Here is a 20,424-nt window from a genome sequence, read left to right on the forward strand (position 1 = left end):
TTTCCACAAGCTATTTTATTATACCACCAATGATTCATATTTTTCTATTTACCATGCATTTGCAAAAGAGGAGCTATAAATAAAAATAGTGGCTTAAAGCTTTTTTGACTTTAAACCACTTCTTCTGTAGAATTCTACATTTCTTGGGATTTGCGAAAACTAAGAATCGATTTAAATAGATCTCCATCCGTTTCAATCATAAATGTACCATTCTGTACTTCTGTAAAGCTCTTCACGATGGCTAGTCCTAAACCACTGCCAGCTTCATGTCTTGATTTATCTCCACGGACAAAACGTTCGGTAATGTCATTGTTAAAATCAAGCGGTGCTTTCGAAGTGTTTTTCATTGTGATCACAACCGAATTGCCTATATCTTTCACATCCAAGAATACACGTGTGTTTTCAAGGGCATACTTAGAAATATTCGTAAATAAGTTTTCAAAGATGCGATACGTCTTATTTCCATCCAAAGATACAATCACATCCTTTTCAGGCAAGTGAGTCACTAACTGAAGGTTTTTAGTTTGTAGAAGCTCTTCATTTTCAGCACATACCTGCTCAATAAATTCAATGATGTTGATATTCGAATATTCTAAATCAATATTACCACTATTGGCTTTAGATACCTCAAATAAGTCTGTAATTAAAATGCTTAAACGATCTGTATATTGATTCAATCGTTCTAAATAACTCTTTTTATCTTTCTCACTAATATTAGGATCATTTAATAATTCTACATAATTCTTAATGCCTGTTAATGGGGTTTTTAAATCATGCGATACATTTGAAATCAATTCTGTCTTTAGATTTTGTGACTGTACTTGTTCTTTTACAGCTTGTTCAAAACCATCCTTAATTTGATAGATATTATTATTTAAAGATTGGAATAATCCAGAATCTGCAGGTTTGATATTTTCAAAATTACCACTCGATAAATCTTCAGTCATATGTAATATGTCTTGATATTGACCTTGAATATTTTTGATTTTCTTATAGCCCACAACACTAATGCCAATAAGAGCTGTGACAACTATAAAGAAAGAGAAGAATGGAATGTTAAGCAATGAAATAAAGGCAAGAATCAAAATTAAACAAGTCGAGAAAATAATATACTTTTTAAGAATCTTATCTGATAAATCCGTTGAAATAATTCGTTCTACTTTGTTTGAGAAATAAAGAATAAATTTACCAACCAAAGTTCTATGGAAGAACCAATCTCTTATGGATGTCGTAAATTGGCATTTTAACCAATATACAGATAATCCAATAAAGAATAGTGTAATGGACCATGCAAGAATGTTAGTAAAGTATACGATTGGTTGACCAAACTCAATATGATATCGATTTAAGATGTTTAAGAAAGTTCCTTCAATGGAATAGGTAGTTAATATGCATGTACCACTAGCTAGTAGGGCATCGACAACTAGGAATAAAAAGAATGCAGGTTCAAATAACCAGTTGTTCACATGTCTAAAGATATAGGCTTCCTTTTCATATACATATTTATTAAGAAAGATATATAGAGCGATAATGGCACTACAAATCAAGAAGGCTGTCACAAAGAAATAGGCATATTGATCACCATCTAGTTCTAACAAGTCAATAAGACTTGAATTGTCGTAATTTAAAACAGTCGGAATATAGAATGTTAATACGACATCACTTGGCATATGAAGTGTATAGCCTGGAAATGGCTCTCCTCCACAATAATAAGTGCCACTACAATATTCATAATACTTTTCACTATTGGCATTAATAAGATTCACAATATCATCTGTCGCATTTAGAGTGTTGGAATCTAATGTTTCATAATATCTAGTGTCCTTTTTCTTGATATTCACATCAAAGTTTTTTAAAGTGATTTTATTTTGAATATCACACTCATAATGAAAGTTCCCATCATTTTCAAATAGATTCTTTGCGGTAGAAATCGCAACATTTAAACTTTTCTTGATATCCTGCTGAATATTATCAGGCGTACCCTTCTCAAATGTGATATATTCATACTTTGGATCTTGTTCTAATTTTTTGGCAAGGATAAAAGCCGTAAGATACTGTTCTAAAGATTCTGGCATCTTTGATGGAGTGGCTGAGGAAACATTTGGATAAAAACTTGTTACTACACAAGAACTAATGATGCATAAAACACATAATATCGTTAAAAATATATTTTTCTTTTTCATTGTATATTCTCCATTTTATAGCCCTGTCCCCATACAACCTTAATATAAATAGGCTTTTTAGGGTTGGACTCAATCTTTTCACGCAATTTACGAATATGAACCATAATCGTTTCTGTATTGATTGCTTCTTCTTTCCAAACTAATTCATAAATTTGTTGGCTAGAAAAGACTTGTCCCGGATGGGAAATCAATAGTTTTAAAATATCAAACTCTTTTGGCGTTAATTTAATATCCTTTGAATTGAGTGTTACTCTTTTTGTCGTATTATTCAATGTAAGATCACCAATCACATACTCATCTTCACTTTTTGTCTCATTCTTTAAATTTAAGATTTGCTCGTACCTTCTTAAATGAGAACGCACTCTTGCGACAAGCTCCATACTTTGAAATGGCTTTGTGATATAGTCATCGGCACCAATGTTTAGCCCTGTAATCTTATCGATATCTTCACTTTTTGCACTTAAGAATAGAATGGGAAAGTCATGTTGTTTTCGAGCTTCCATCACCATAGAAATGCCATCCATAACAGGCATCATAATATCTACAATGGCTAAATGAATATCGTTTGTTTCAATCTTTTCTAAGCCTTCTTTTCCGTTTGCCGCAAGAATTACATTGTATCCTTGATTCTTCATATAAATTCCAATGGCTTCACGAATCCCTTGTTCGTCTTCTACCACTAATATTGTATGTTCCATAAAGTTCTCCTTTTAATAATGTAAATAAAATCCGATACATGCACATAATATGCCAATGTATAACATAATTATAACCACCTTTCAATAATTTGAAACAACTGCGTAAGACCATAAGAATAGGCAATCAAAGATAAGGGTTTACCCAAAAGAATGATCCAGACAAACTTTTTAAGTGACATATGTGTCAGTCCTGCCAACATACACAAGATGTCATCAGGAGCGCAAGGTAAGAAAATGGCTAACATAAAGAAAGTATCAAATTTCTTTTGATCATACGTATACTTTCTATATTTGTCGTAATCTTTCTTTTTACATAATTTTAAGATCATTCTTTGACCATATTTACGAACAAGTAAAAAGATACATATGGATCCGATACAAATACCTATGTAGTTATATATGAATCCATTGATTGCTCCAAAAGCTGTGATGCCCAAGGCACTTGATGCACCACCGGGAATAATAGGAATAATCACTTGAATGATTTGTAGAAGAATAAAAAGTAGGGGTGCAAGTATGCCTGCTTTAGAAAGAGTCGCTTGTAGAAGCTGTGGATTTGTGAAGTATCCTTGTGAAAAGAAATACACACAAATAAGAATCATAAGGATCAATCCAAAGTGTGTTATGTTTTGTATGTTTTTATTTGTCATAAAGTATCACCATGATTACTATAACGAATAATTATTAAGTATCTTTAGTGATAAATCTTAAGGTTTTCTAAATAATTGAATCAAAAAGTTGGAAAAGTTGTCAAAAATGGCATAAAAAAGGTTGGAAAAGTGGATGAGAATAGGGGAATCGAGGTTGGAAAAATAGTATAAATCGTAATAAATGCTTTATATAAAAGGAAAACAAAAAAACTTGTGTCAATTATACACAAGTCTTATTTATAAGTTTTGTATGTACGAATAAGCAATGGAAGTTCTGCCACCAACATGCCAATCCATCCAGCTAGATATGAGTATGGTAAGGCCTCAATGCCGAGATGGAAATGTAAGACCAATGGAGCAGCCACAATAACTCTTACACCCATATTCACTAGACTTGAAATGAGTGTGATCTTTAAATCGCCAATGCCTCTAAAGAAGCCTTGGATTCCATTGGTGAAGGCTGGAAGAATATACATGATGGAAATTAAATGAAGATAAGTAACTCCATGCATAATAACTTCTTCATCTTGTACAAATAAGTGCATTAATGGTTTTGCGAAGATAAAACATACTAGAAAGATAAATATACCGTAGATGAATTCTAAAACCATTCCGCAACGAAATCCTTCCTGCATACGATCTTTCTTTCCAGCTCCCTTGTTTTGTGCCATTAAAGCCGTCATAGAGTGGGCAATGTTTTGTTCAGGGGTATACGCAAAATCATCAATTCGATTGACGGCCGTAAAGGCAGCTACAACCGATACACCCATTGTATTGACAATCATTTGAATGCCAAGTTTTCCAAGTTGTATAGTCGCTTGCTGCATTGCACTTGCCCAGCCATACGCGATGGTGCGTTTTAATAAGGAAATATCAAATACCAGCCACTTTTTACCCAGTTGTAGAAGTGGCACTTTCTTTTGGATATATAGAATGCAGAATAGGCAACATAAAGCTTCACTAATAACGGTGGAAATAGCACAGCCTTGACTTCCTGCATGTAAAACAACCACAAAGAATAAATCTCCAAAGATATTTAGAATGGCACTGATAATTAAGAAATATAGGGGTGATTTACTATCGCCTAAAGCACGTAGTGTACTCGCAAAAAAGTTGTATAGAAAGGTAAAAACTAAACCTGCAAAAATGACTTGAAGATAGGTAGTTGTCATACTTAAAATGGATGGATCTACCTGCATAAATTGAAGTATTTGTGGTGAAAAAAATATGCAGATCAGTGTTAATACAAGTGAAAATACAAGTCCTGCAAGTAGGGTTGTGCTCATTTGTCGAGATAATTTATCATTATCTTTGGCCCCGTAATACATGCCAATCAATATTCTTGCGCCCATACAAAGTCCATTTAAGAATAGGATAAAGAGTGTCGTAATTGGATTACAAATTCCGACTGCCGCCAAAGCTTCTTTTCCTACAAAGTGCCCTACAATAATACTATCAACGGCATTGTATGTTAATTGAAATAAGTTGCCTAATACCAAGGGAATGGTAAAGTGAACTAGCATAGGCATGATTTTGCCCTGTGTCATATCTTGTGTCATACTCAAACTTCCTTTATTAATTTGGTTTATATTTTGCGCTTTTTTAACCAAAATTTCAATATTATGTTAGAATAGTCTCATGAAAATTTCAGTAGAACAATTAAAACAATTAAATAAAGAAGAATATATCTTAATTGATATTCGTGATGCCGAAGAAGCATTTAAAAATCCAATCGAAAATAGTGTTGTATTAAGTGGGAAAAGTGTTTTATCAAAAGAATTTGATGCAACTAAAAAGATCGTTGTCGTTTGCGCTCAAGGATATGTCAGTGATTTTGTTGCGCAAAAACTGCAAGAAAAAGGATATGATGCGTATAGTATAGATGGTGGGTATGTTTCGATCGTTATGGATAAGATGAACACAAATGTATCGGACGATTTTTGTGCTCAAGTCGAAAGAAGTATTATTAAAACGTACCGAAGAAAAATTTGGTCTAAATTTACGAAGGCCATCCGTGATTATGAGCTTGTCAAAGAAGGCGATTGTATTGCGGTATGTATATCGGGTGGAAAAGATTCAATGTTGATGGCGAAATGTTTTCAAGAACTACATAAACATTCACCCGTTCATTTTGATGTGAAATATATTGTGATGGATCCTGGTTATTCAAAAGAGAATCGTGATGTTATTGAAAAGAATGCCAAAAAATTAAATATACCAGTTGAAATCTTTGAGAGTGATATTTTTGACAATGTTTTTAATATTGAAAAAAATCCATGTTATATATGTGCAAGAATGCGAAGAGGTCATTTGTATAACTATGCCAAGAATTTAGGGTGTAATAAAATAGCTTTGGGACACCATTATGATGATGTGATCGAAACGATTTTAATGTCGATGTTATATGGGGGACAAATTCAAACGATGATGCCAAAGCTACATTCCAATAACTTTAAGGGTATGGAAGTTATTCGACCTTTGTATTTAATTCATGAAGATGATATTAAGGCTTGGGCTAAGCACAATGATTTGTATTTTATTCAATGCGCATGCAAATTCACAGAGGCTTGTGCCAATGAAACGTGTTTAACACAATCGAAGTCAAAGCGTTTGGAAATGAAAAATTTAATCAAGGAATTAAAGAAAGTGAATCCGTTTGTGGAACAGAATATATTTAAGAGTGTAGAAAATGTAAGTCTTAAAACGGTAATTGCCTATAAGGATGATAATGCAAGACATCACTTTTTAGATACGTATGATGAAGAGGGAAATGAATAGTTTCTCTCTTTTTCATTTTATTTACAAAAATGTAATAATTTACATTGACTATTTTTCATGACGCTCTATAATGGAATTATTGTGGAGGGTATGTATTATGTATAAAACAGAAAGCTTTAAACCAGATACTTTTAAACCAGCTCGTTTTGAGTCAGATGGAAAAATCACATTGTCAGGAAAAGAAATTCCATATCATACAATTTGTGAAGACAATGTTATCTATGGACCTGATGGAAATCCAGTCGCATCCATTTTTACTTATGCCTATTTTAGAAGTGATGTAGAAGATACATCGAATCGTCCAGTTGTCTTTGCGTATAATGGAGGTCCTGGATCTAGTTGTATGTATGTGCATGCTGGGTTCTTAGGTACACGTCGTATGCAGTATGATGAAGTGGATCGTGAAAGTGCGTTTGGACCTTATAAAGTCATTGATAATCCAGACTGCTTGATTGATGTTGCGGATATCGTATTGATTGATCCAGTTGGAACGGGATATGGTGTATTGATTGATGAAAGTAAGAAGAAAGATTTCTTTGGCATTGAACAAGATGCAGAAGCCTTATTGACAGTGCTTGAAGCTTGGGTTCGTCGCTATAATCGTGGCTTGTCACCAAAATATTTATGTGGTGAAAGTTATGGATGTACTCGTAGTGCAGTTGCTGCTGGAATTGCCGCAACTATGGGAAGAGAAAGAGGTTATGGCATTGCCTTTGATGGTATTGTGTTCATTGGAAATACGGTTACTGTAGGTAAATACTTTGGTGAAGGCTTACCTGTTGAAACAAGTGTATTGGGATTCCCAACATATGCAGGTGTAAACTGGTATCATAATCACCCAACAAATCAAAGTGTAGAAGAGTGGGTGAAAGAAGCTAAGGATTTCGCAGATCATGATTATGTACTTGCACTTTATAAAGGAGAAGCTATTTCTGAAGAAGAAAAAGAACATATCTTAGAAAAGGTAAGCTATTATACAGGTGTTTCTAGAGAATACTTGATTCGTCATGGCTTAAAAATTGATGATGATGATTATCGTCAAGAAGTGTTAAAGACAAAAGGAAAAGCTGTATCTCGTTATGATGGTCGTGTGACTCGTCCTTTATTAGAGCCTGAACAAGATGAAATTAAAAAGGCATTGTGGGATGATGCGACAGCCGATCGTTATGATACATTCTTCTATGCAGCCTTTACAGGTGATTTACTTCCAAAATTAAATGTAAAATTAGATCGTAACTTTATTCCAGGAACGGATTATTATATGCATTGGAATAAAGAAGAAAAGAAAGGTACAACCGGAGAAGAATTGCGTTATGCCATGACACGTCGTCCAGGAATGCGTGCCTTCTTTGCGAATGGATGGTTTGATCTATGTACTGAATTTGGATATGCATGGCACACAATGGATCATGCAGGACTACCAAAAGACCGTGTATTCTGGAAAGGATACCAAAGTGGGCATATGATTTATCTTGGTGAAGATAATGTTCATGAATTATGTTCAGACATTCGTGATTTTATTCTTGGTAAGAATCCTAAATCTCAATTTTAATAATTGGCTCACTTTGGTGAGTCTTTTTTTCTTGTGATGATAAATAAAGGAAAAATAGTGGAAAATAGTGGAGAAATAGTGAACTTTTAATGGAAAAAACAGCGTTCTTTTGATGTGATACATAGCTTAATGAAATTGGTTTTTTGAAAGACTCCGTAATGTTTCAATGAAACATTTCTTATTATCGTTAAAATATACAGACAAACATTATTAAAATTCGTGAAATATACCGGTAAAACATTTTTAAATTTCGTTAAATATGTGTGTTGAACATTTTTAAAATTCGTTCTATACTTTTGATAGAGGTTAAAATATATGATATTTAAGAGAAAAATATATGATGATTTACTTAAATGGAAAGAATTGTCTAACGGAAAATCCGCAGCATTAATCGAAGGTGCTCGTAGAATTGGAAAGAGTACAATTGTTGAGGAATTCGTGCGAAATGAATATGATGATTATTTAATATTGGATTTCGCATTAGAAAGTGAAGAAGTTAAAGATAACTTTATTAAGAATATTGCAAAATTAGATGTTTTCTTTAGAAACTTATTCTTGTTGAAAGAAAAATCTTTAAAAGGAAAGCGTTGTGCCATTATTTTTGATGAAGTACAATTTTTTCCTGTCGCAAGACAAGCGATAAAATATTTAGTAAAAAATGGTAGATACGATTACATTGAAACGGGTTCTTTGATTTCAATCAAAAAGAATGTGAAAGATATATTGATACCTTCTGAAGAATATAGAATTAAAATGTGGCCTATGGATTTTGAAGAATTCTTATGGGCAAATAATGATGATTTCACATACCCTATAATAAAAGAATCCTTTGATAGTAGAAAACCATTAGGTGATGCAATTCATAACAAGATTATGACGAAGTTTCGTGAATATCTAGTGGTTGGAGGAATGCCACAAGCGGTAGAGGCTTTTGTGAATGGTGAAACATATGAACAAATTGATTTCGTAAAGAGAAATATTTTGAGTTTATATCAGGAAGATTTGGCAAAATATGATGATGAAAATCATGAAAAAGCTTCTGTTGTATTTAAAACAATTCCTGAACAGTTAGAAAATAAAAATTCACATTTTAAAATGTCAAAAGTGGATAAAAACGCAAGGTATCAAAATTATATAGACGCGATTTCTTTCATATCTGAATCCATGATTGGAAATGAGTGTATTAATGTTACGCAACCAGAAATATCTTTAGAACTTTATGCAGATCGTAGTAATTTTAAATTATATATGATGGATACAGGCCTATTGGTTTCTATGATTATGGCAAGTTCTTCTACAACAGAGGATAATATATATAAGTCATTGATCTTTAATAAATTGAGTATAAACCAAGGTATGATTATGGAAAATATGGTAGCTCAAATGTTAAGAACAAGCGGACATGAGTTATATTTCCATGAGTATATGTATGCTTCTAAAGGCAAGAAAGAACAAAAGTATGAGATTGATTTTATCACATTACGAAAAAAGAAGGTTTGTCCAATTGAAGTTAAATCTTCAGGCTATAATTCACATAAATCATTTGATTATTTTATTGAAAAATACCCAATTAAAGTAGAAGATAGATTTATAATCTATACAAAAGATTTGAAACAGGAAGATGGAATCAATTATATTCCACTATATATGACAAGTTTTATTTAAAAAACCGTTGGATTACTCCCTAACGGTTTTCTTATAAGGCATTTTTGTACGCATATCCTTTAATCGATCTAATGCCGCAAGTAAAGTATCATCTTTTTTCGCAAAGTGGAAACGAATATAGCGGTTTTCTTCTTCTTTAAAGAAACTAGATCCAGGAACGGCAGCTACACCCACATTTTTAATGAGATCCACACAGAAATCTAAATCTGAATCGTAACCAAACTCACTAATATCGACCATGACATAATAAGCTCCTTGCGGTTCGGTATGTGGAATATTTAATTCTTTTAAACCATTGATGAATAAATCTTTCTTGTGTGTATATAGCTTTTGAAGTTCATCATAATAATCCTCATTAAATTCAAGCCCTACAACGGCAGCTTCTTGAAGAGGCGCAGCAGCACCAACGGTTAAAAAGTCATGTACTTTCTTGATTTGTTCGATGATATTTTCAGGCGCAATACAATAACCTAAGCGCCATCCTGTAATAGAATACGTTTTAGATAGGGAGCTACAAGAAATGGTTCTTTCAAACATACCAGGTAAAGAGGCAAAATATGTATGTTTGTATGGTGCATATACAATGTGTTCATAGACTTCATCTGTAATCACATACGTATCATATTTTACGGCAAGACTTGCGATATATTCCAACTCTTCTTTTGAGAACACTTTTCCACAAGGATTGCTTGGATTGCATAAAATCAAAGCTTTGGGATTTTGTTTAAATGCATTTTCTAATTCTTCTTTATCAAAGTTGAATACAGGTGGATGTAAAGGAACATAAATAGGATCAGCACCACAAAGGATAGTATCCGCTCCATAATTTTCATAGAATGGGGAGAAGACAATCACTTTATCGTTTGGATCACAAACACTCATCATGGCTGCCATCATAGCTTCGGTACTTCCACAAGTGACAACGATGTTTTTGTTTGAATCTAAATCTAGATGCATATATTTCGATTGTTTCTTGGCTAAGGCATCTCTAAAGTTTTGGGCACCCCAAGTAATCGCATACTGGTTAAAGTCTTCATGGGCAACTTGTTCTAGTCGATGCAATATTTCTTTTGGTGGATCAAAATCAGGAAATCCTTGCGATAGATTGATCGCATCATATTGATTTGCGATTCTTGTCATTCGACGAATCACAGAATCTGTAAATGTCTCGGTTCTTTTTGATAATTCTTTCATAATCACACTTCCTTTTTTCATTTTTTGCATTGTATCATTTTTTTGGGGATTGTAAAATAAAAACGAGGTGATATTCGATGGAAAAATCTAAAGTATACTATACGGATTTTCATACCCGTAAATTAGGTGAGGGTTTATCTACAAAACTGCAATTGTTGGCGAAAAAAGCAGGAATTGCCGATTTGGATCTAGATGGAAAGTTTGTCGCAATCAAAATGCATTTTGGCGAATTAGGAAACATTGCGTATTTACGACCAAATTATGCACGCGCTATTGTGGATGTGGTAAAAGAATTAGGGGGAAAACCATTCTTAACGGATTGTAATACAATGTATCCAGGATCAAGAAAGAATGCCTTAGAACACTTGGAGTGTGCCTGGCAAAATGGCTTTACACCATTAACTGTAGGATGTCCCATTTTGATAGGAGATGGACTAAAAGGAACGGACGATGTTGAAGTACCAGTCGTTGGTGGAGAATATTGTCAAACAGCTAAAATTGGTCGAGCTATAATGGATGCCGATGTCTTTATTTCTTTGACACACTTTAAAGGTCATGAATCGACAGGATTTGGTGGAACCATTAAAAATATTGGTATGGGATGCGGGTCGCGTGCTGGTAAAAAAGAACAACACTGTTCAGGTACTCCTCATGTGGATGAAAAATTATGTCGTGGTTGTAAACAATGTCTTAAAGAATGCGCAAATAATGGATTGGAATATGATGAAACAACACATAAGATGCATATCAATGAAACAAATTGTGTTGGATGCGGCCGTTGTTTAGGTGCATGTAATTTTGATGCGATTTCATTTAATAACTACAATGCGAATGAATTATTGAATAAGCGTATGGCCGAATATACAAAAGCCGTTGTGGATGGTCGTCCTAATTTCCATATTTCTTTAATTGTGGATGTTTCACCAAACTGTGACTGCCATGCCGAAAATGATTTACCAATTTTACCAAATATTGGAATGTTGGCATCTTTTGATCCACTTGCCCTAGATCAAGCCTGTGTTGATTTATGTATGAAGGCAAAACCAATGCCAGGCTCACAATTAGATAAACATCTACATGATCCAAACTTCTGTGATCATCATGACCACTTCACAAATTCTACACCTGAATCGGAATGGAAATCTTGTTTGGAACATGCACAAAAGATTGGCTTGGGAAATCGAGAATACGAATTGATCGAAATGAAATAACAGTAGCGATTAAGCTACTGTTTTATTTAATATACGCACTAAAATTGGAATAATAATCAATTGAATGATGATACCTGGAAGGCAAGTGACAAAGCTAGCACTCATAAATACAGATAGTGTATAGCCTTGTGTACTTAGTACAAATGTGTTGATGAAGCCATTCACGATTCTTCCTGCAAGCATCGCGATAATTAAACTCATGTATAGTTTAGACATTTCGTTTTTTAAAATGATGTGTTTTTCACACAAACCAGTAACTAAACCATACACGGCAAGTTCAATCATCATTTGAGGTAAAATCATTGCGGGAGGCATTCCAGTTATCATACTTGAAAGAAAGGGTGTAAAAATTCCACATGCCAAACCATAGGGGGCTCCACAAAATAATCCACAAATCAATACAGGAATGTGCATTGGTAAAAATACACTACCTCCATTTGGGATCATGTGAAAGGCCATAGGAAGTAATACGCCTATCGCAATGCATAGAGCACATGATACTAATTTTCTTGTTGTACTTTTCATAATCTAAATCCCTCATTCTTAAAAAACAAATTCTTTTAAACGAGAAAATGCTTCTTCTACTAAGCTTTTTGGTAAAGCTAAATTCATTCGAATCGTATTTGGATTCATAAATGGACGGCCATCTTGCCAACATACACCATAGTGAACACCTTTCTTTAAAAGTTCATCCATAGTGATATTATGTGTATCTAAATATTTTGTACAGTCTAGATACAACATATATGTTCCTTCTGGCTTTATGAGCTCAATATCTTTGAAATTGTTGTGGATAAAATCAATCGCATAATCTACATTATTCGCAATGACCTTATTAAGCTCACTAACCCAATCTAATCCATCCCTGCAATAAGCACCAATAAGGGCATGAACACTTAATATGTTAGGTGAATTATAGTGAGATAAAGACGCTTGTTTGTTTAATCGATCACGAAGATATTTATCATAAATGATGTGGTATGAGCCTACTAAGCCTGCAAGATTGAACGTCTTACTTGGAGCATAAGCCGCAATCGTTCTTTTCTTGGCATCCTCATTTACAGATTGTGTAGGAACATGGGTATTTTCTTTACGAACTAGGTCCGACCAGATTTCATCACTAAAAACTAAAACATCATGCTTTTTACAGATGTCCATGAATTTTTGGATTTCTTCCTTTTTCCATACTCGACCCGTTGGATTGTGAGGAGAACAAAATACCGCAAAATGAATGTTGTATTTGATGATTTTTTTCTCAATATCCTCATAATCAAGAGACCAGTTATCTTCTTTTATTAATGGACTATCAATAATTTTTCTTCCTAGATTATTTAATGTATGAATAAACCCAATGTAACATGGGGATTGAACTAAAATAGGTTCGCCACTAGCCGTAAAAGCCTGTAAAGCACTTGATAATATACCAAGAACACCATTTTCATATCCGATAGCTTCTTTATCTACATCGATGCCATGTGTTTCTTTTTGCCAGAACTGAATGGCTTTATAGTAATCTTCTGGCATTTCAAAATAACCAAAATGAGGTTCATTGATGCGGTTGATCATTTGTCTTTGAATATTTTCAAAAACTGGATAGTTCATATCCGCAACCCACATAGGAATCTTAGAAAAATTTGGATCTACCTCTACATCTTTGATAGGTAATACATCAAGGGCAAGGGCATCATGTCCTTGACGGTTTAATAGTGTTGTAAAATCATACTTCATAAAAAGAATCTCCTTATTAACTTAATAATATAATTTGAAAAATGAATATGCAATTTGATATTTGCTTTTTTTCTTGTTGGTTTTGTGGGATGATTAGATTAGAAAGAAGGAATGCACATGCGCACAAGATTCTATAATGCACAAGTACTCACAATGAAGGATCTTAATATTTTTTCAGGTGAGGTTTGGATAGAAGATAATAAAATTTCATATGTAGGAAAATCTAAAGAAACATCTGTTCATTTTGATCGAGAAATAGATGTACAAAACAATTTAATCATGCCTGGATTCATTAATGCACATACTCATTCTGGAATGACATTTTTAAGATCGATGGCTGATGATATGCCACTTCAACAATGGCTCAATGAAAAAGTATTCCCTATTGAAGCTAAATTAACGCAAGATGATATTTATTATTTTTCTAAGCTTGCGATTTTAGAATATTTAACGAGTGGAATTACCACAAATTTTGATATGTATTTAAATCCAGAAGCCATTGTTAAGGCAAGTTTGGACACAAAATATCGTACAGTCTTATGTGGAGCTGTTAATGATTTTTGTCTATCTGTAGAAGATGTAGAACGTTGTTTTAATGAATATAATCAAGAAAATAGTTTGATTTCTTATATTCTTGGCTTTAGTCATGAATATACCAACTCCAAAGAAAAGATTGAACAGGTAGCGGCTTTATCGCATAAATATAAAGCACCTGTTTATACACATCTTAGTGAAACGGAATATGAGGTATCCACATGTAAAGAAAAGACAGGGCTAAGTCCTGTTGAGTACTTATGTGATTTAGGTGTATATGATTATGGTGGAGGAGCCTTTCATTGTGTTCATATGAGTGAACATGATTTAGATTTATTTCAAGAAAAACATTTAAACGTCGTCACAAATCCTGCGTCCAATCTAAAACTAGCTAGTGGTATAGCACCCATTCAATCGATGCTTCAAAGAAATATAAATGTATGTCTAGGAACAGATGGCGCGGCAAGTAATAACTGTTTAGATGTGTTTAGAGAGATGTTTTTAGTGACAGGACTAGCTAAATATAAAGAGAAGGATGCTTCTGCAGTCGATGCCTATGAAGTATTAAAAATGGCTACAATCAATGGAGCTAAAGCTTTAAATTTAAATTGTGGTGTACTTGAAGCTGGAAAGTTGGCAGATTTAATTATTTTAGATCTACATCAACCGAATATGCAGCCAATGAATAATATCGCAAAAAATATTGTATACAGTGGATCTAAATCTAATGTAAAATGTACCATGGTCAATGGTGAAATCTTGTATGAAGATGGACGTTTTCATGTAGGTTTTGACATTGCATCCTTATATGATGAAATACAAAGAAGAGTAGAAAGGTTAACACGATGAATATACAGATTTTTGGGAAAAACAAGTGCTTTGATACAAAGAAAGCACAACGCTATTTTAAAGAAAGAAATATTAAGTTTCAGTTCATCAATTTAGATGAAAAAGAAATGAGTAAGAAAGAATTTGAAAGTGTTATGCGACAAGTAGGCATTGATTCCATGATCGATCCAAAAGCTAAGGATAAAGAATTGTTGACAATGTTGAATTATTTATCAGATAAAGAAGATAAAGTGTATCTCAATCAGCACATATTAAAAACGCCAATCGTGCGCAACGGCAAATTGGCGACAGTAGGCTATGAACCAAACGTTTGGAAAACCTGGGATTAGTTTTTGTATAAGAAACAATCTTTTTCATGTGAATAAATCACACCAATGGCTTGAAGATAGGAATATATGATCGTACTTCCTACAAACTTCATGCCTCTTTTTTTTAGATCATTTGAAATGGAATCTGAAAGAGCTGATGTAGTTTTGTTCGTTTCATAAATAATCTTTCCATGCGTAAAAGTACATAAATAATTGTAGAACGTTTGATACTCTTCTTGAATGGATTTAAAAATCTTCGCATTTGAAATACTCGCTTTGATCTTTAATTTGTTGCGAATAATATTTGGATTATTTCTTAATTGTTCTATTTTCTCTTCATTAAACTCGATCACTTTATCAATGTCAAAATCTTCATAAGCCTCTTTAAAAGCTTCTCTTTTATTTAGAACACACTCCCAGCTTAGACCGGCTTGAAAAGATTCAAGTATCAACATTTCGAATAGATATCTTTCGTCTGTATTCAGTTTTCCCCATTCATGATCATGATATTCAATATATTTTGGATTGTTTAGATTACACCATGTACATCGTTTCATGATTTCATTTTAAAGTAGAAAAAACGTAGATTCAATGATAAAATTGAATCAGTTGGTTATTCTTACTTGAGAATAACGGAAAGGATTTTATGCAAGATTCATTTGGACGAAATATAAATTATATGCGAATTTCACTAACAGACAGATGTAATTATGCTTGTTACTACTGCAAGCCAGACATCTCAAAACACCTTTGTCATTCGGATATATTGACGTATGAACAAATTTTAAATATTTGTAGATGTGCCATTTCTTTGGGAATCACTCGATTTAAAATCACGGGTGGAGAACCCACACTTCGTAAAGACTATATTAATTTTATTCGTAGATTAAAAGAATTGGATGGCGTAGAACAAGTGACTTTGACGACAAATGGAAGTTTATTTTCGTTCTCTGATTTAGATGAACTCAAAAAGATTGGGCTAGACTGTATTAATTTTTCAATTGATACACTCGATGAATTTGAATATTTAAAGATTTGTAAGAAGAATGATTTGAAGAAGGTGTTGTTGAATTTAGAATATGCCTATAAGATTGGTATTTCGGTGAAAGTAAATTGCGTTGTCGATAGTCTATTTTCGTTTTCTCGATTTGAATCTATGTTAGAACTCATCAAAGATAAAAAGATTGCGTTACGCTTTATTGAATTGATGCCACTAAAATATAGTGATCGAAACACAAAAATGATTGAATTAATTGAATATGTACAAAAGAATTACACATTAAATGTGTATGATAAAAAATTAGGTAATGGCCCAGCACATTATTATACGATTGGTGATTATCAAGGTTATATTGGCTTTATTGAAGCATTACATAATAAGTTTTGTGAAGACTGCAATCGCGTACGTTTAAGTAGTGTAGGACGATTGAAATTATGTTTATTTCATATGGATGGTGTGGATTTAAAGCCGTATTTAAATGATTTGGAAGAACTTCAGAAAACGATGGCTTTTTGGATTTTCAAAAAACCTAAAGAACATCATTTTGAAGAAGAACATTCGTCGACGGTGATGAATGAAATTGGAGGATAAAATGGAATTAACACATTTTGATGAACATGGAAATGCACGTATGGTCGATGTAAGTGAGAAGAATATCACTTCTAGAAGTGCTTGTGCGGTTGGAAGTATATTGGTAAATGAAGAAATTCTACATAAAATTGAACAGAGTGACATGAAAAAAGGAGATGTATTAGGCGTAGCTCGTATTGCCGGAATCATGGGTGTAAAAAAGACGAGTGAATTGATTCCTTTATGTCATCCTTTAATGATCAATAAGGTCAATATTGATTTTGAGATTGATAGAGAGAATTGTTTGATCTATGCCTATTGCACTGTTAAATGTAATGGAAAAACGGGTGTAGAAATGGAAGCTTTGACAGGTGTAAATATTTGTCTTTTGACAATTTATGACATGTGTAAAGCTGTAAGTAAAGATATGGAAATCAAGAATGTACATTTGGTTTCTAAATCAGGAGGAAAAAGCGGAGATTTTGTATGGAAGGAATAATTAAAGCTATTTGTATCAGTGAACAAAAGGGGACGGAAAAACATCCAGTTCAAGATATTGAAATTATTGAGAATCATGGACTAGAAAATGATGCGCATGCAGGTAAGTGGCACCGCCAAGTTTCTTTGTTGTCGTATGAAAAGCGTGAAGAATTTAAGGCTAAAGGTGCTAATGTAGAAGATGGTGCCTTCGGAGAAAATTTACTTGTATCAGGTATTGAATTTACAAGTTATCCTGTGGGAACACAATTTAAAATTGGTGATGTATTACTAGAACTGACACAAATCGGTAAAAGCTGTCATTCTCATTGTGCAATCTATCATCAAGTTGGTCAGTGTATTATGCCACATTTAGGTGTATTTACACGTGTAATACATGGCGGCCACATTTGTGTTGGGGATAAAGTAGAAGTCATTGAAAATAAGGATTCAAGAATGCGTGTAGCCGTATTGACATTAAGTGATAAGGCTAGCATTGGACAAAGAGTGGACAAAAGTGGTCCGCTAATTGAAAAAATCATGACAGAACAAGGCTACAATGTGACAAGTGTGACAGTGATTGCGGATGATGAAAATGAAATTATCTCGCAATTGATCAATTTAAGTGATCGTTGCCAAAATGATCTAATTTTAACAACCGGCGGCACAGGACTTAGTGTTCGTGATGTGACGCCAGAAGCCACGATGAAAGTCATGACAAGAAATGTTCCAGGTATTAGCGAAGCGTTGCGTTATGAATCGATGAAATATACAAATAAGGCGATGTTGTCACGTGGAGTGAGTGTATTAAGAAATAAAACGTTGATCATTAACTTACCTGGAAGTCCTAAGGCAGTTAAAGAAAGTCTAGATATTATTTTAGGCCCATTAAAACATGGCTTAGAAATCATGAAAGGTGAAGCGAGTGAGTGTGCAAGGAAGTAATTTAGATCTAACTCCAATCTGGATATCTTTAAAAACTGCAAGTATTACCATTGTGATCACATTTATCCTTGGATTACTTGCCGCATGGTGGATTTATTCAAGAAAGAATGAAGTATTGAAAATGGTCTTTGATGGAATCTTTACATTGCCTATGGTTTTACCACCTACTGTAGCAGGCTTTTTCTTGTTGATGATTTTTGGCGTGAACCAGCCCGTTGGAAGAGTTCTTATGAATGTATTTGGCATTCGCATCGCATTTAGTTTTAGTGCCACTGTGATTGCCGCTGTGGTGATTTCATTTCCACTTATGTATCGAAATTCTAGAGGAGCCTTTGAACAAGTGGACACAGATTTAGTATATGTCGCAAGAACTTTAGGTATGAATGAATGGAACATTTTCTTAAAAGTATTGATACCTAATGCCTTACCAGGAATTATTAGTGGTGGTGTACTTGCTTTTGCGCGTGGCTTAGGTGAGTTTGGCGCAACCGCAATGCTTGCGGGAAACATTATTGGTAAAACTCGAACACTTCCTGTAGCTGTTTATAGTGAAGTGATGAGTGGAGATATGGAATCGGCTGCCTTTTATGTATGGGTGATTATAGGTATTTGTTTTACAGCTGTGATTTTGTTGAATCTATATCAATTATGTGTTCGAAAGAAAAGGAGTTTCTAAATGTTGGAAGTACAAATCTATAAAAAACTTGCAGAATTTGATTTAGATATTTCTTTTCAAATTGAAGACAATATTCTAGGGCTTATGGGAGCTTCGGGATCTGGAAAAAGTATGACATTAAAATGTATTGCAGGAATTGAGACACCAGATCAAGGAAAAATTGTATTGAATGATCGTGTTTTATTTGATTCAGAAAAGAAGATCAATATTCCTATTCAAAAGCGAAATGTAGGCTATATGTTTCAAAGCTATGCTCTATTTCCGAATATGAGTGTATATGAAAATATTAGTGTGGGATTAAAGGCTAGAAAAGTAAAAGATGTGGATATTGTGGTTAAGAAAGTAATGAAACAATTTCAAATTAGTGAACTAGCTTCAAGATATCCTAAACAATTATCGGGTGGACAAAGACAAAGAGTGGCATTAGCTCGTTTAATGGCTTATGAACCAGATGTTTTATTGTTGGATGAACCATTTAGTGCTTTAGATGAAGATTTAAAGGAAGGTTTATTAAAGGAGCTAAAAAGTGAGCTTCAAATTTCAAAACCAGTTATTTTTGTATCGCACAATAAGGAAGAAGTGAATTATTTGTGTGATCTGAAATATAGAATTAAAGAAGGAGAACTTGTGTGAAAAAAGGTTTAAGTATTTTATTGGCTGGAGTCATGACCACGAGTTTATTTGGTTGTAGTTCAAATGAACCAAAAGAACAAGTAAAGCTTACAATTGCGGCAGCCGCCAGTTTGGAAAACGCATTTGAAGATGAATTGATTCCAATGTTCGAAAAAGAATATCCAAATGTAACGATTGAAGGTGTCTATGATAGTAGTGGAAAATTACAGCTTCAAATTGAAAAAGGATTAGATGCCGATGTATTCTTTAGTGCAGCTACAACACAGATGAACGCATTAAAAGATGAAGATCTAGTAGATGCGGATTCAATTTCAAATGTATTAGAGAATAAATTGGTATTGATCAAAGGAAAAGACAGTACTACAACAGTTACTGGATTTGACAATATTAGTGATGCTTCCATTATTGCGATTGGAGATCCAGAAGTAGTTCCGGCGGGAAGCTACGCAAAGGAAGCTTTGACAAATTTAGGTGTATGGGATTCGATTCAAGATCGTTTAAGTTTAGCCGGAAATGTAACAGAAGTATTATCTCAAGTTGAAACACAAAATGCACAAATTGGTTTGGTTTACGCGACAGATGCTGCAAGTAGTGATAAAGTAGAAATAGTGGCAGAGTGCGATAATTCATTATTAGCTACACCAGTACTATATCCAGTTGGTCGTGTATCGAGTACAAAACACAAAGATGAAGCGGATTCATTAATTCAATTCTTAAAGAGCGATAAAGCTTTAAAAGTATTCAAAAAATACGGATTTAAAAAAGGAGAATAA

General features: G+C 33.6%; 20 protein-coding genes. 12 read left to right on the forward strand and 8 right to left on the reverse strand.

The annotated features are described in order from the left end of the window. Positions 1-134 precede the first annotated feature (134 nt). The 4 genes from Q0E86_RS08615 to Q0E86_RS08630 form a co-directional block, all read right to left on the reverse strand. Positions 135-2,183 carry an MFS domain-containing histidine kinase gene (locus Q0E86_RS08615; protein ID WP_295756256.1) on the reverse strand — a complete coding sequence of 683 codons (2,049 nt, stop codon included), beginning with the start codon at positions 2,181-2,183 and terminating at the stop codon, positions 135-137. After that, the gene (locus Q0E86_RS08620) at positions 2,180-2,881 is read right to left on the reverse strand and encodes a response regulator transcription factor (RefSeq protein WP_295756258.1); all 702 of its coding nucleotides are present in this window, start codon (positions 2,879-2,881) and stop codon (positions 2,180-2,182) included. Before Q0E86_RS08620 ends, Q0E86_RS08615 begins: the two co-directional genes overlap by 4 nt. 68 nt (positions 2,882-2,949) lie before the next feature. Then, positions 2,950-3,531 (reverse strand): VTT domain-containing protein, encoded by a 582-nt coding sequence (locus Q0E86_RS08625; protein ID WP_295756260.1) that lies wholly within the window; start codon positions 3,529-3,531, stop codon positions 2,950-2,952. A 233-nt stretch (positions 3,532-3,764) separates the two neighbouring features. After that, the gene (locus tag Q0E86_RS08630; RefSeq protein ID WP_295756262.1) at positions 3,765-5,090 is read right to left on the reverse strand and encodes an MATE family efflux transporter; all 1,326 of its coding nucleotides are present in this window, start codon (positions 5,088-5,090) and stop codon (positions 3,765-3,767) included. Positions 5,091-5,169: 79 nt separating this feature from the next. Here Q0E86_RS08630 and Q0E86_RS08635 point away from each other — a divergent pair, with 79 nt between their 5' ends. From Q0E86_RS08635 to Q0E86_RS08645, 3 genes are all read left to right on the forward strand, one after another. Further along, a complete protein-coding gene (locus Q0E86_RS08635) occupies positions 5,170-6,309 on the forward strand; it encodes an ATP-binding protein (protein ID WP_295756264.1) in 1,140 nt (379 codons plus the stop codon). A gap of 97 nt (positions 6,310-6,406) precedes the next feature. Beyond that, positions 6,407-7,861, forward strand: coding sequence for a S10 family peptidase (locus tag Q0E86_RS08640; RefSeq protein WP_295756265.1), 1,455 nt, complete (start codon positions 6,407-6,409; stop codon positions 7,859-7,861). A 315-nt stretch (positions 7,862-8,176) separates the two neighbouring features. Continuing rightward, complete coding sequence (locus Q0E86_RS08645) at positions 8,177-9,526, forward strand: ATP-binding protein (RefSeq protein ID WP_295756266.1); 1,350 nt, start codon at positions 8,177-8,179, stop codon at positions 9,524-9,526. Between the two features lie 12 nt (positions 9,527-9,538). Here Q0E86_RS08645 and Q0E86_RS08650 read toward each other — a convergent pair whose 3' ends face one another. Further along, positions 9,539-10,720 carry a pyridoxal phosphate-dependent aminotransferase gene (locus Q0E86_RS08650; protein ID WP_295756268.1) on the reverse strand — a complete coding sequence of 394 codons (1,182 nt, stop codon included), beginning with the start codon at positions 10,718-10,720 and terminating at the stop codon, positions 9,539-9,541. 77 nt (positions 10,721-10,797) lie between these two features. Here Q0E86_RS08650 and Q0E86_RS08655 point away from each other — a divergent pair, with 77 nt between their 5' ends. Further along, a complete protein-coding gene (locus tag Q0E86_RS08655; RefSeq protein WP_295756270.1) occupies positions 10,798-11,931 on the forward strand; it encodes a DUF362 domain-containing protein in 1,134 nt (377 codons plus the stop codon). A gap of 9 nt (positions 11,932-11,940) precedes the next feature. Here the strand turns inward: Q0E86_RS08655 and Q0E86_RS08660 are convergent, their stop codons facing one another. Together Q0E86_RS08660 and Q0E86_RS08665 are read right to left on the reverse strand one after the other, a co-directional pair. After that, on the reverse strand, positions 11,941-12,456 hold the full coding sequence (locus Q0E86_RS08660; RefSeq protein WP_295756272.1) for an ECF transporter S component: 516 nt from the start codon (positions 12,454-12,456) through the stop codon (positions 11,941-11,943). A gap of 18 nt (positions 12,457-12,474) precedes the next feature. Further along, positions 12,475-13,659 carry a MalY/PatB family protein gene (locus Q0E86_RS08665; RefSeq protein WP_295756273.1) on the reverse strand — a complete coding sequence of 395 codons (1,185 nt, stop codon included), beginning with the start codon at positions 13,657-13,659 and terminating at the stop codon, positions 12,475-12,477. A 117-nt stretch (positions 13,660-13,776) separates the two neighbouring features. On the opposite strand from Q0E86_RS08665, the gene Q0E86_RS08670 reads away from it, so the two are divergent. Together Q0E86_RS08670 and Q0E86_RS08675 are read left to right on the forward strand one after the other, a co-directional pair. Next, positions 13,777-15,042 (forward strand): amidohydrolase, encoded by a 1,266-nt coding sequence (locus tag Q0E86_RS08670; protein WP_295756275.1) that lies wholly within the window; start codon positions 13,777-13,779, stop codon positions 15,040-15,042. Beyond that, positions 15,039-15,371, forward strand: a complete 333-nt coding sequence (locus Q0E86_RS08675) for an arsenate reductase family protein (protein WP_295756277.1) — start codon at positions 15,039-15,041, stop codon at positions 15,369-15,371. Before Q0E86_RS08670 ends, Q0E86_RS08675 begins: the two co-directional genes overlap by 4 nt. On the opposite strand, the gene Q0E86_RS08680 is transcribed toward Q0E86_RS08675, so the two are convergent. After that, positions 15,368-15,907 carry a DNA-3-methyladenine glycosylase I gene (locus Q0E86_RS08680; protein ID WP_295756278.1) on the reverse strand — a complete coding sequence of 180 codons (540 nt, stop codon included), beginning with the start codon at positions 15,905-15,907 and terminating at the stop codon, positions 15,368-15,370. The genes Q0E86_RS08675 and Q0E86_RS08680 overlap by 4 nt on opposite strands. An 89-nt stretch (positions 15,908-15,996) precedes the next feature. Here Q0E86_RS08680 and moaA point away from each other — a divergent pair, with 89 nt between their 5' ends. The 6 genes from moaA to modA are packed head-to-tail and all read left to right on the forward strand — an operon-like array spanning position 15,997 to position 20,424. Beyond that, a complete protein-coding gene (moaA, locus tag Q0E86_RS08685; RefSeq protein WP_295756280.1) occupies positions 15,997-16,941 on the forward strand; it encodes a GTP 3',8-cyclase MoaA in 945 nt (314 codons plus the stop codon). Between the two features lies 1 nt (position 16,942). Continuing rightward, entirely contained in the window at positions 16,943-17,419 is a 477-nt protein-coding gene (moaC, locus tag Q0E86_RS08690) for a cyclic pyranopterin monophosphate synthase MoaC (protein ID WP_295756281.1), read from the forward strand. Beyond that, positions 17,407-18,342, forward strand: a complete 936-nt coding sequence (locus Q0E86_RS08695; RefSeq protein ID WP_295756286.1) for an MOSC domain-containing protein — start codon at positions 17,407-17,409, stop codon at positions 18,340-18,342. Before moaC ends, Q0E86_RS08695 begins: the two co-directional genes overlap by 13 nt. After that, positions 18,323-19,018 carry a molybdate ABC transporter permease subunit gene (modB, locus tag Q0E86_RS08700; protein WP_295756288.1) on the forward strand — a complete coding sequence of 232 codons (696 nt, stop codon included), beginning with the start codon at positions 18,323-18,325 and terminating at the stop codon, positions 19,016-19,018. The genes Q0E86_RS08695 and modB overlap by 20 nt, the downstream gene beginning before the upstream one ends. Then, the gene (locus tag Q0E86_RS08705; RefSeq protein WP_295756290.1) at positions 19,019-19,651 is read left to right on the forward strand and encodes a sulfate/molybdate ABC transporter ATP-binding protein; all 633 of its coding nucleotides are present in this window, start codon (positions 19,019-19,021) and stop codon (positions 19,649-19,651) included. Further along, on the forward strand, positions 19,648-20,424 hold the full coding sequence (gene modA / locus Q0E86_RS08710) for a molybdate ABC transporter substrate-binding protein (protein ID WP_295756292.1): 777 nt from the start codon (positions 19,648-19,650) through the stop codon (positions 20,422-20,424). The genes Q0E86_RS08705 and modA overlap by 4 nt, the downstream gene beginning before the upstream one ends.

Origin of the sequence: uncultured Holdemanella sp., from assembly GCF_934754935.1 — a bacterium.
In the GTDB taxonomy this organism is placed as follows: Bacteria; Bacillota_I; Bacilli_A; order Erysipelotrichales; family Erysipelotrichaceae; genus Holdemanella.

What these genes read in the sequence shown, in the direction of transcription:
- Q0E86_RS08615 (WP_295756256.1), bottom strand. Translation starts at nt 2,183, where the DNA reads ATGAAAAAGAAAAATATATTTTTAACGATATTATGTGTTTTATGCATC.
- Q0E86_RS08620 (WP_295756258.1), bottom strand. Translation starts at nt 2,881, where the DNA reads ATGGAACATACAATATTAGTGGTAGAAGACGAACAAGGGATTCGTGAA.
- Q0E86_RS08625 (WP_295756260.1), bottom strand. Translation starts at nt 3,531, where the DNA reads ATGACAAATAAAAACATACAAAACATAACACACTTTGGATTGATCCTT.
- Q0E86_RS08630 (WP_295756262.1), bottom strand. Translation starts at nt 5,090, where the DNA reads ATGACACAAGATATGACACAGGGCAAAATCATGCCTATGCTAGTTCAC.
- Q0E86_RS08635 (WP_295756264.1), top strand. Translation starts at nt 5,170, where the DNA reads ATGAAAATTTCAGTAGAACAATTAAAACAATTAAATAAAGAAGAATAT.
- Q0E86_RS08640 (WP_295756265.1), top strand. Translation starts at nt 6,407, where the DNA reads ATGTATAAAACAGAAAGCTTTAAACCAGATACTTTTAAACCAGCTCGT.
- Q0E86_RS08645 (WP_295756266.1), top strand. Translation starts at nt 8,177, where the DNA reads ATGATATTTAAGAGAAAAATATATGATGATTTACTTAAATGGAAAGAA.
- Q0E86_RS08650 (WP_295756268.1), bottom strand. Translation starts at nt 10,720, where the DNA reads ATGAAAGAATTATCAAAAAGAACCGAGACATTTACAGATTCTGTGATT.
- Q0E86_RS08655 (WP_295756270.1), top strand. Translation starts at nt 10,798, where the DNA reads ATGGAAAAATCTAAAGTATACTATACGGATTTTCATACCCGTAAATTA.
- Q0E86_RS08660 (WP_295756272.1), bottom strand. Translation starts at nt 12,456, where the DNA reads ATGAAAAGTACAACAAGAAAATTAGTATCATGTGCTCTATGCATTGCG.
- Q0E86_RS08665 (WP_295756273.1), bottom strand. Translation starts at nt 13,659, where the DNA reads ATGAAGTATGATTTTACAACACTATTAAACCGTCAAGGACATGATGCC.
- Q0E86_RS08670 (WP_295756275.1), top strand. Translation starts at nt 13,777, where the DNA reads ATGCGCACAAGATTCTATAATGCACAAGTACTCACAATGAAGGATCTT.
- Q0E86_RS08675 (WP_295756277.1), top strand. Translation starts at nt 15,039, where the DNA reads ATGAATATACAGATTTTTGGGAAAAACAAGTGCTTTGATACAAAGAAA.
- Q0E86_RS08680 (WP_295756278.1), bottom strand. Translation starts at nt 15,907, where the DNA reads ATGAAACGATGTACATGGTGTAATCTAAACAATCCAAAATATATTGAA.
- moaA (WP_295756280.1), top strand. Translation starts at nt 15,997, where the DNA reads ATGCAAGATTCATTTGGACGAAATATAAATTATATGCGAATTTCACTA.
- moaC (WP_295756281.1), top strand. Translation starts at nt 16,943, where the DNA reads ATGGAATTAACACATTTTGATGAACATGGAAATGCACGTATGGTCGAT.
- Q0E86_RS08695 (WP_295756286.1), top strand. Translation starts at nt 17,407, where the DNA reads ATGGAAGGAATAATTAAAGCTATTTGTATCAGTGAACAAAAGGGGACG.
- Q0E86_RS08705 (WP_295756290.1), top strand. Translation starts at nt 19,019, where the DNA reads ATGTTGGAAGTACAAATCTATAAAAAACTTGCAGAATTTGATTTAGAT.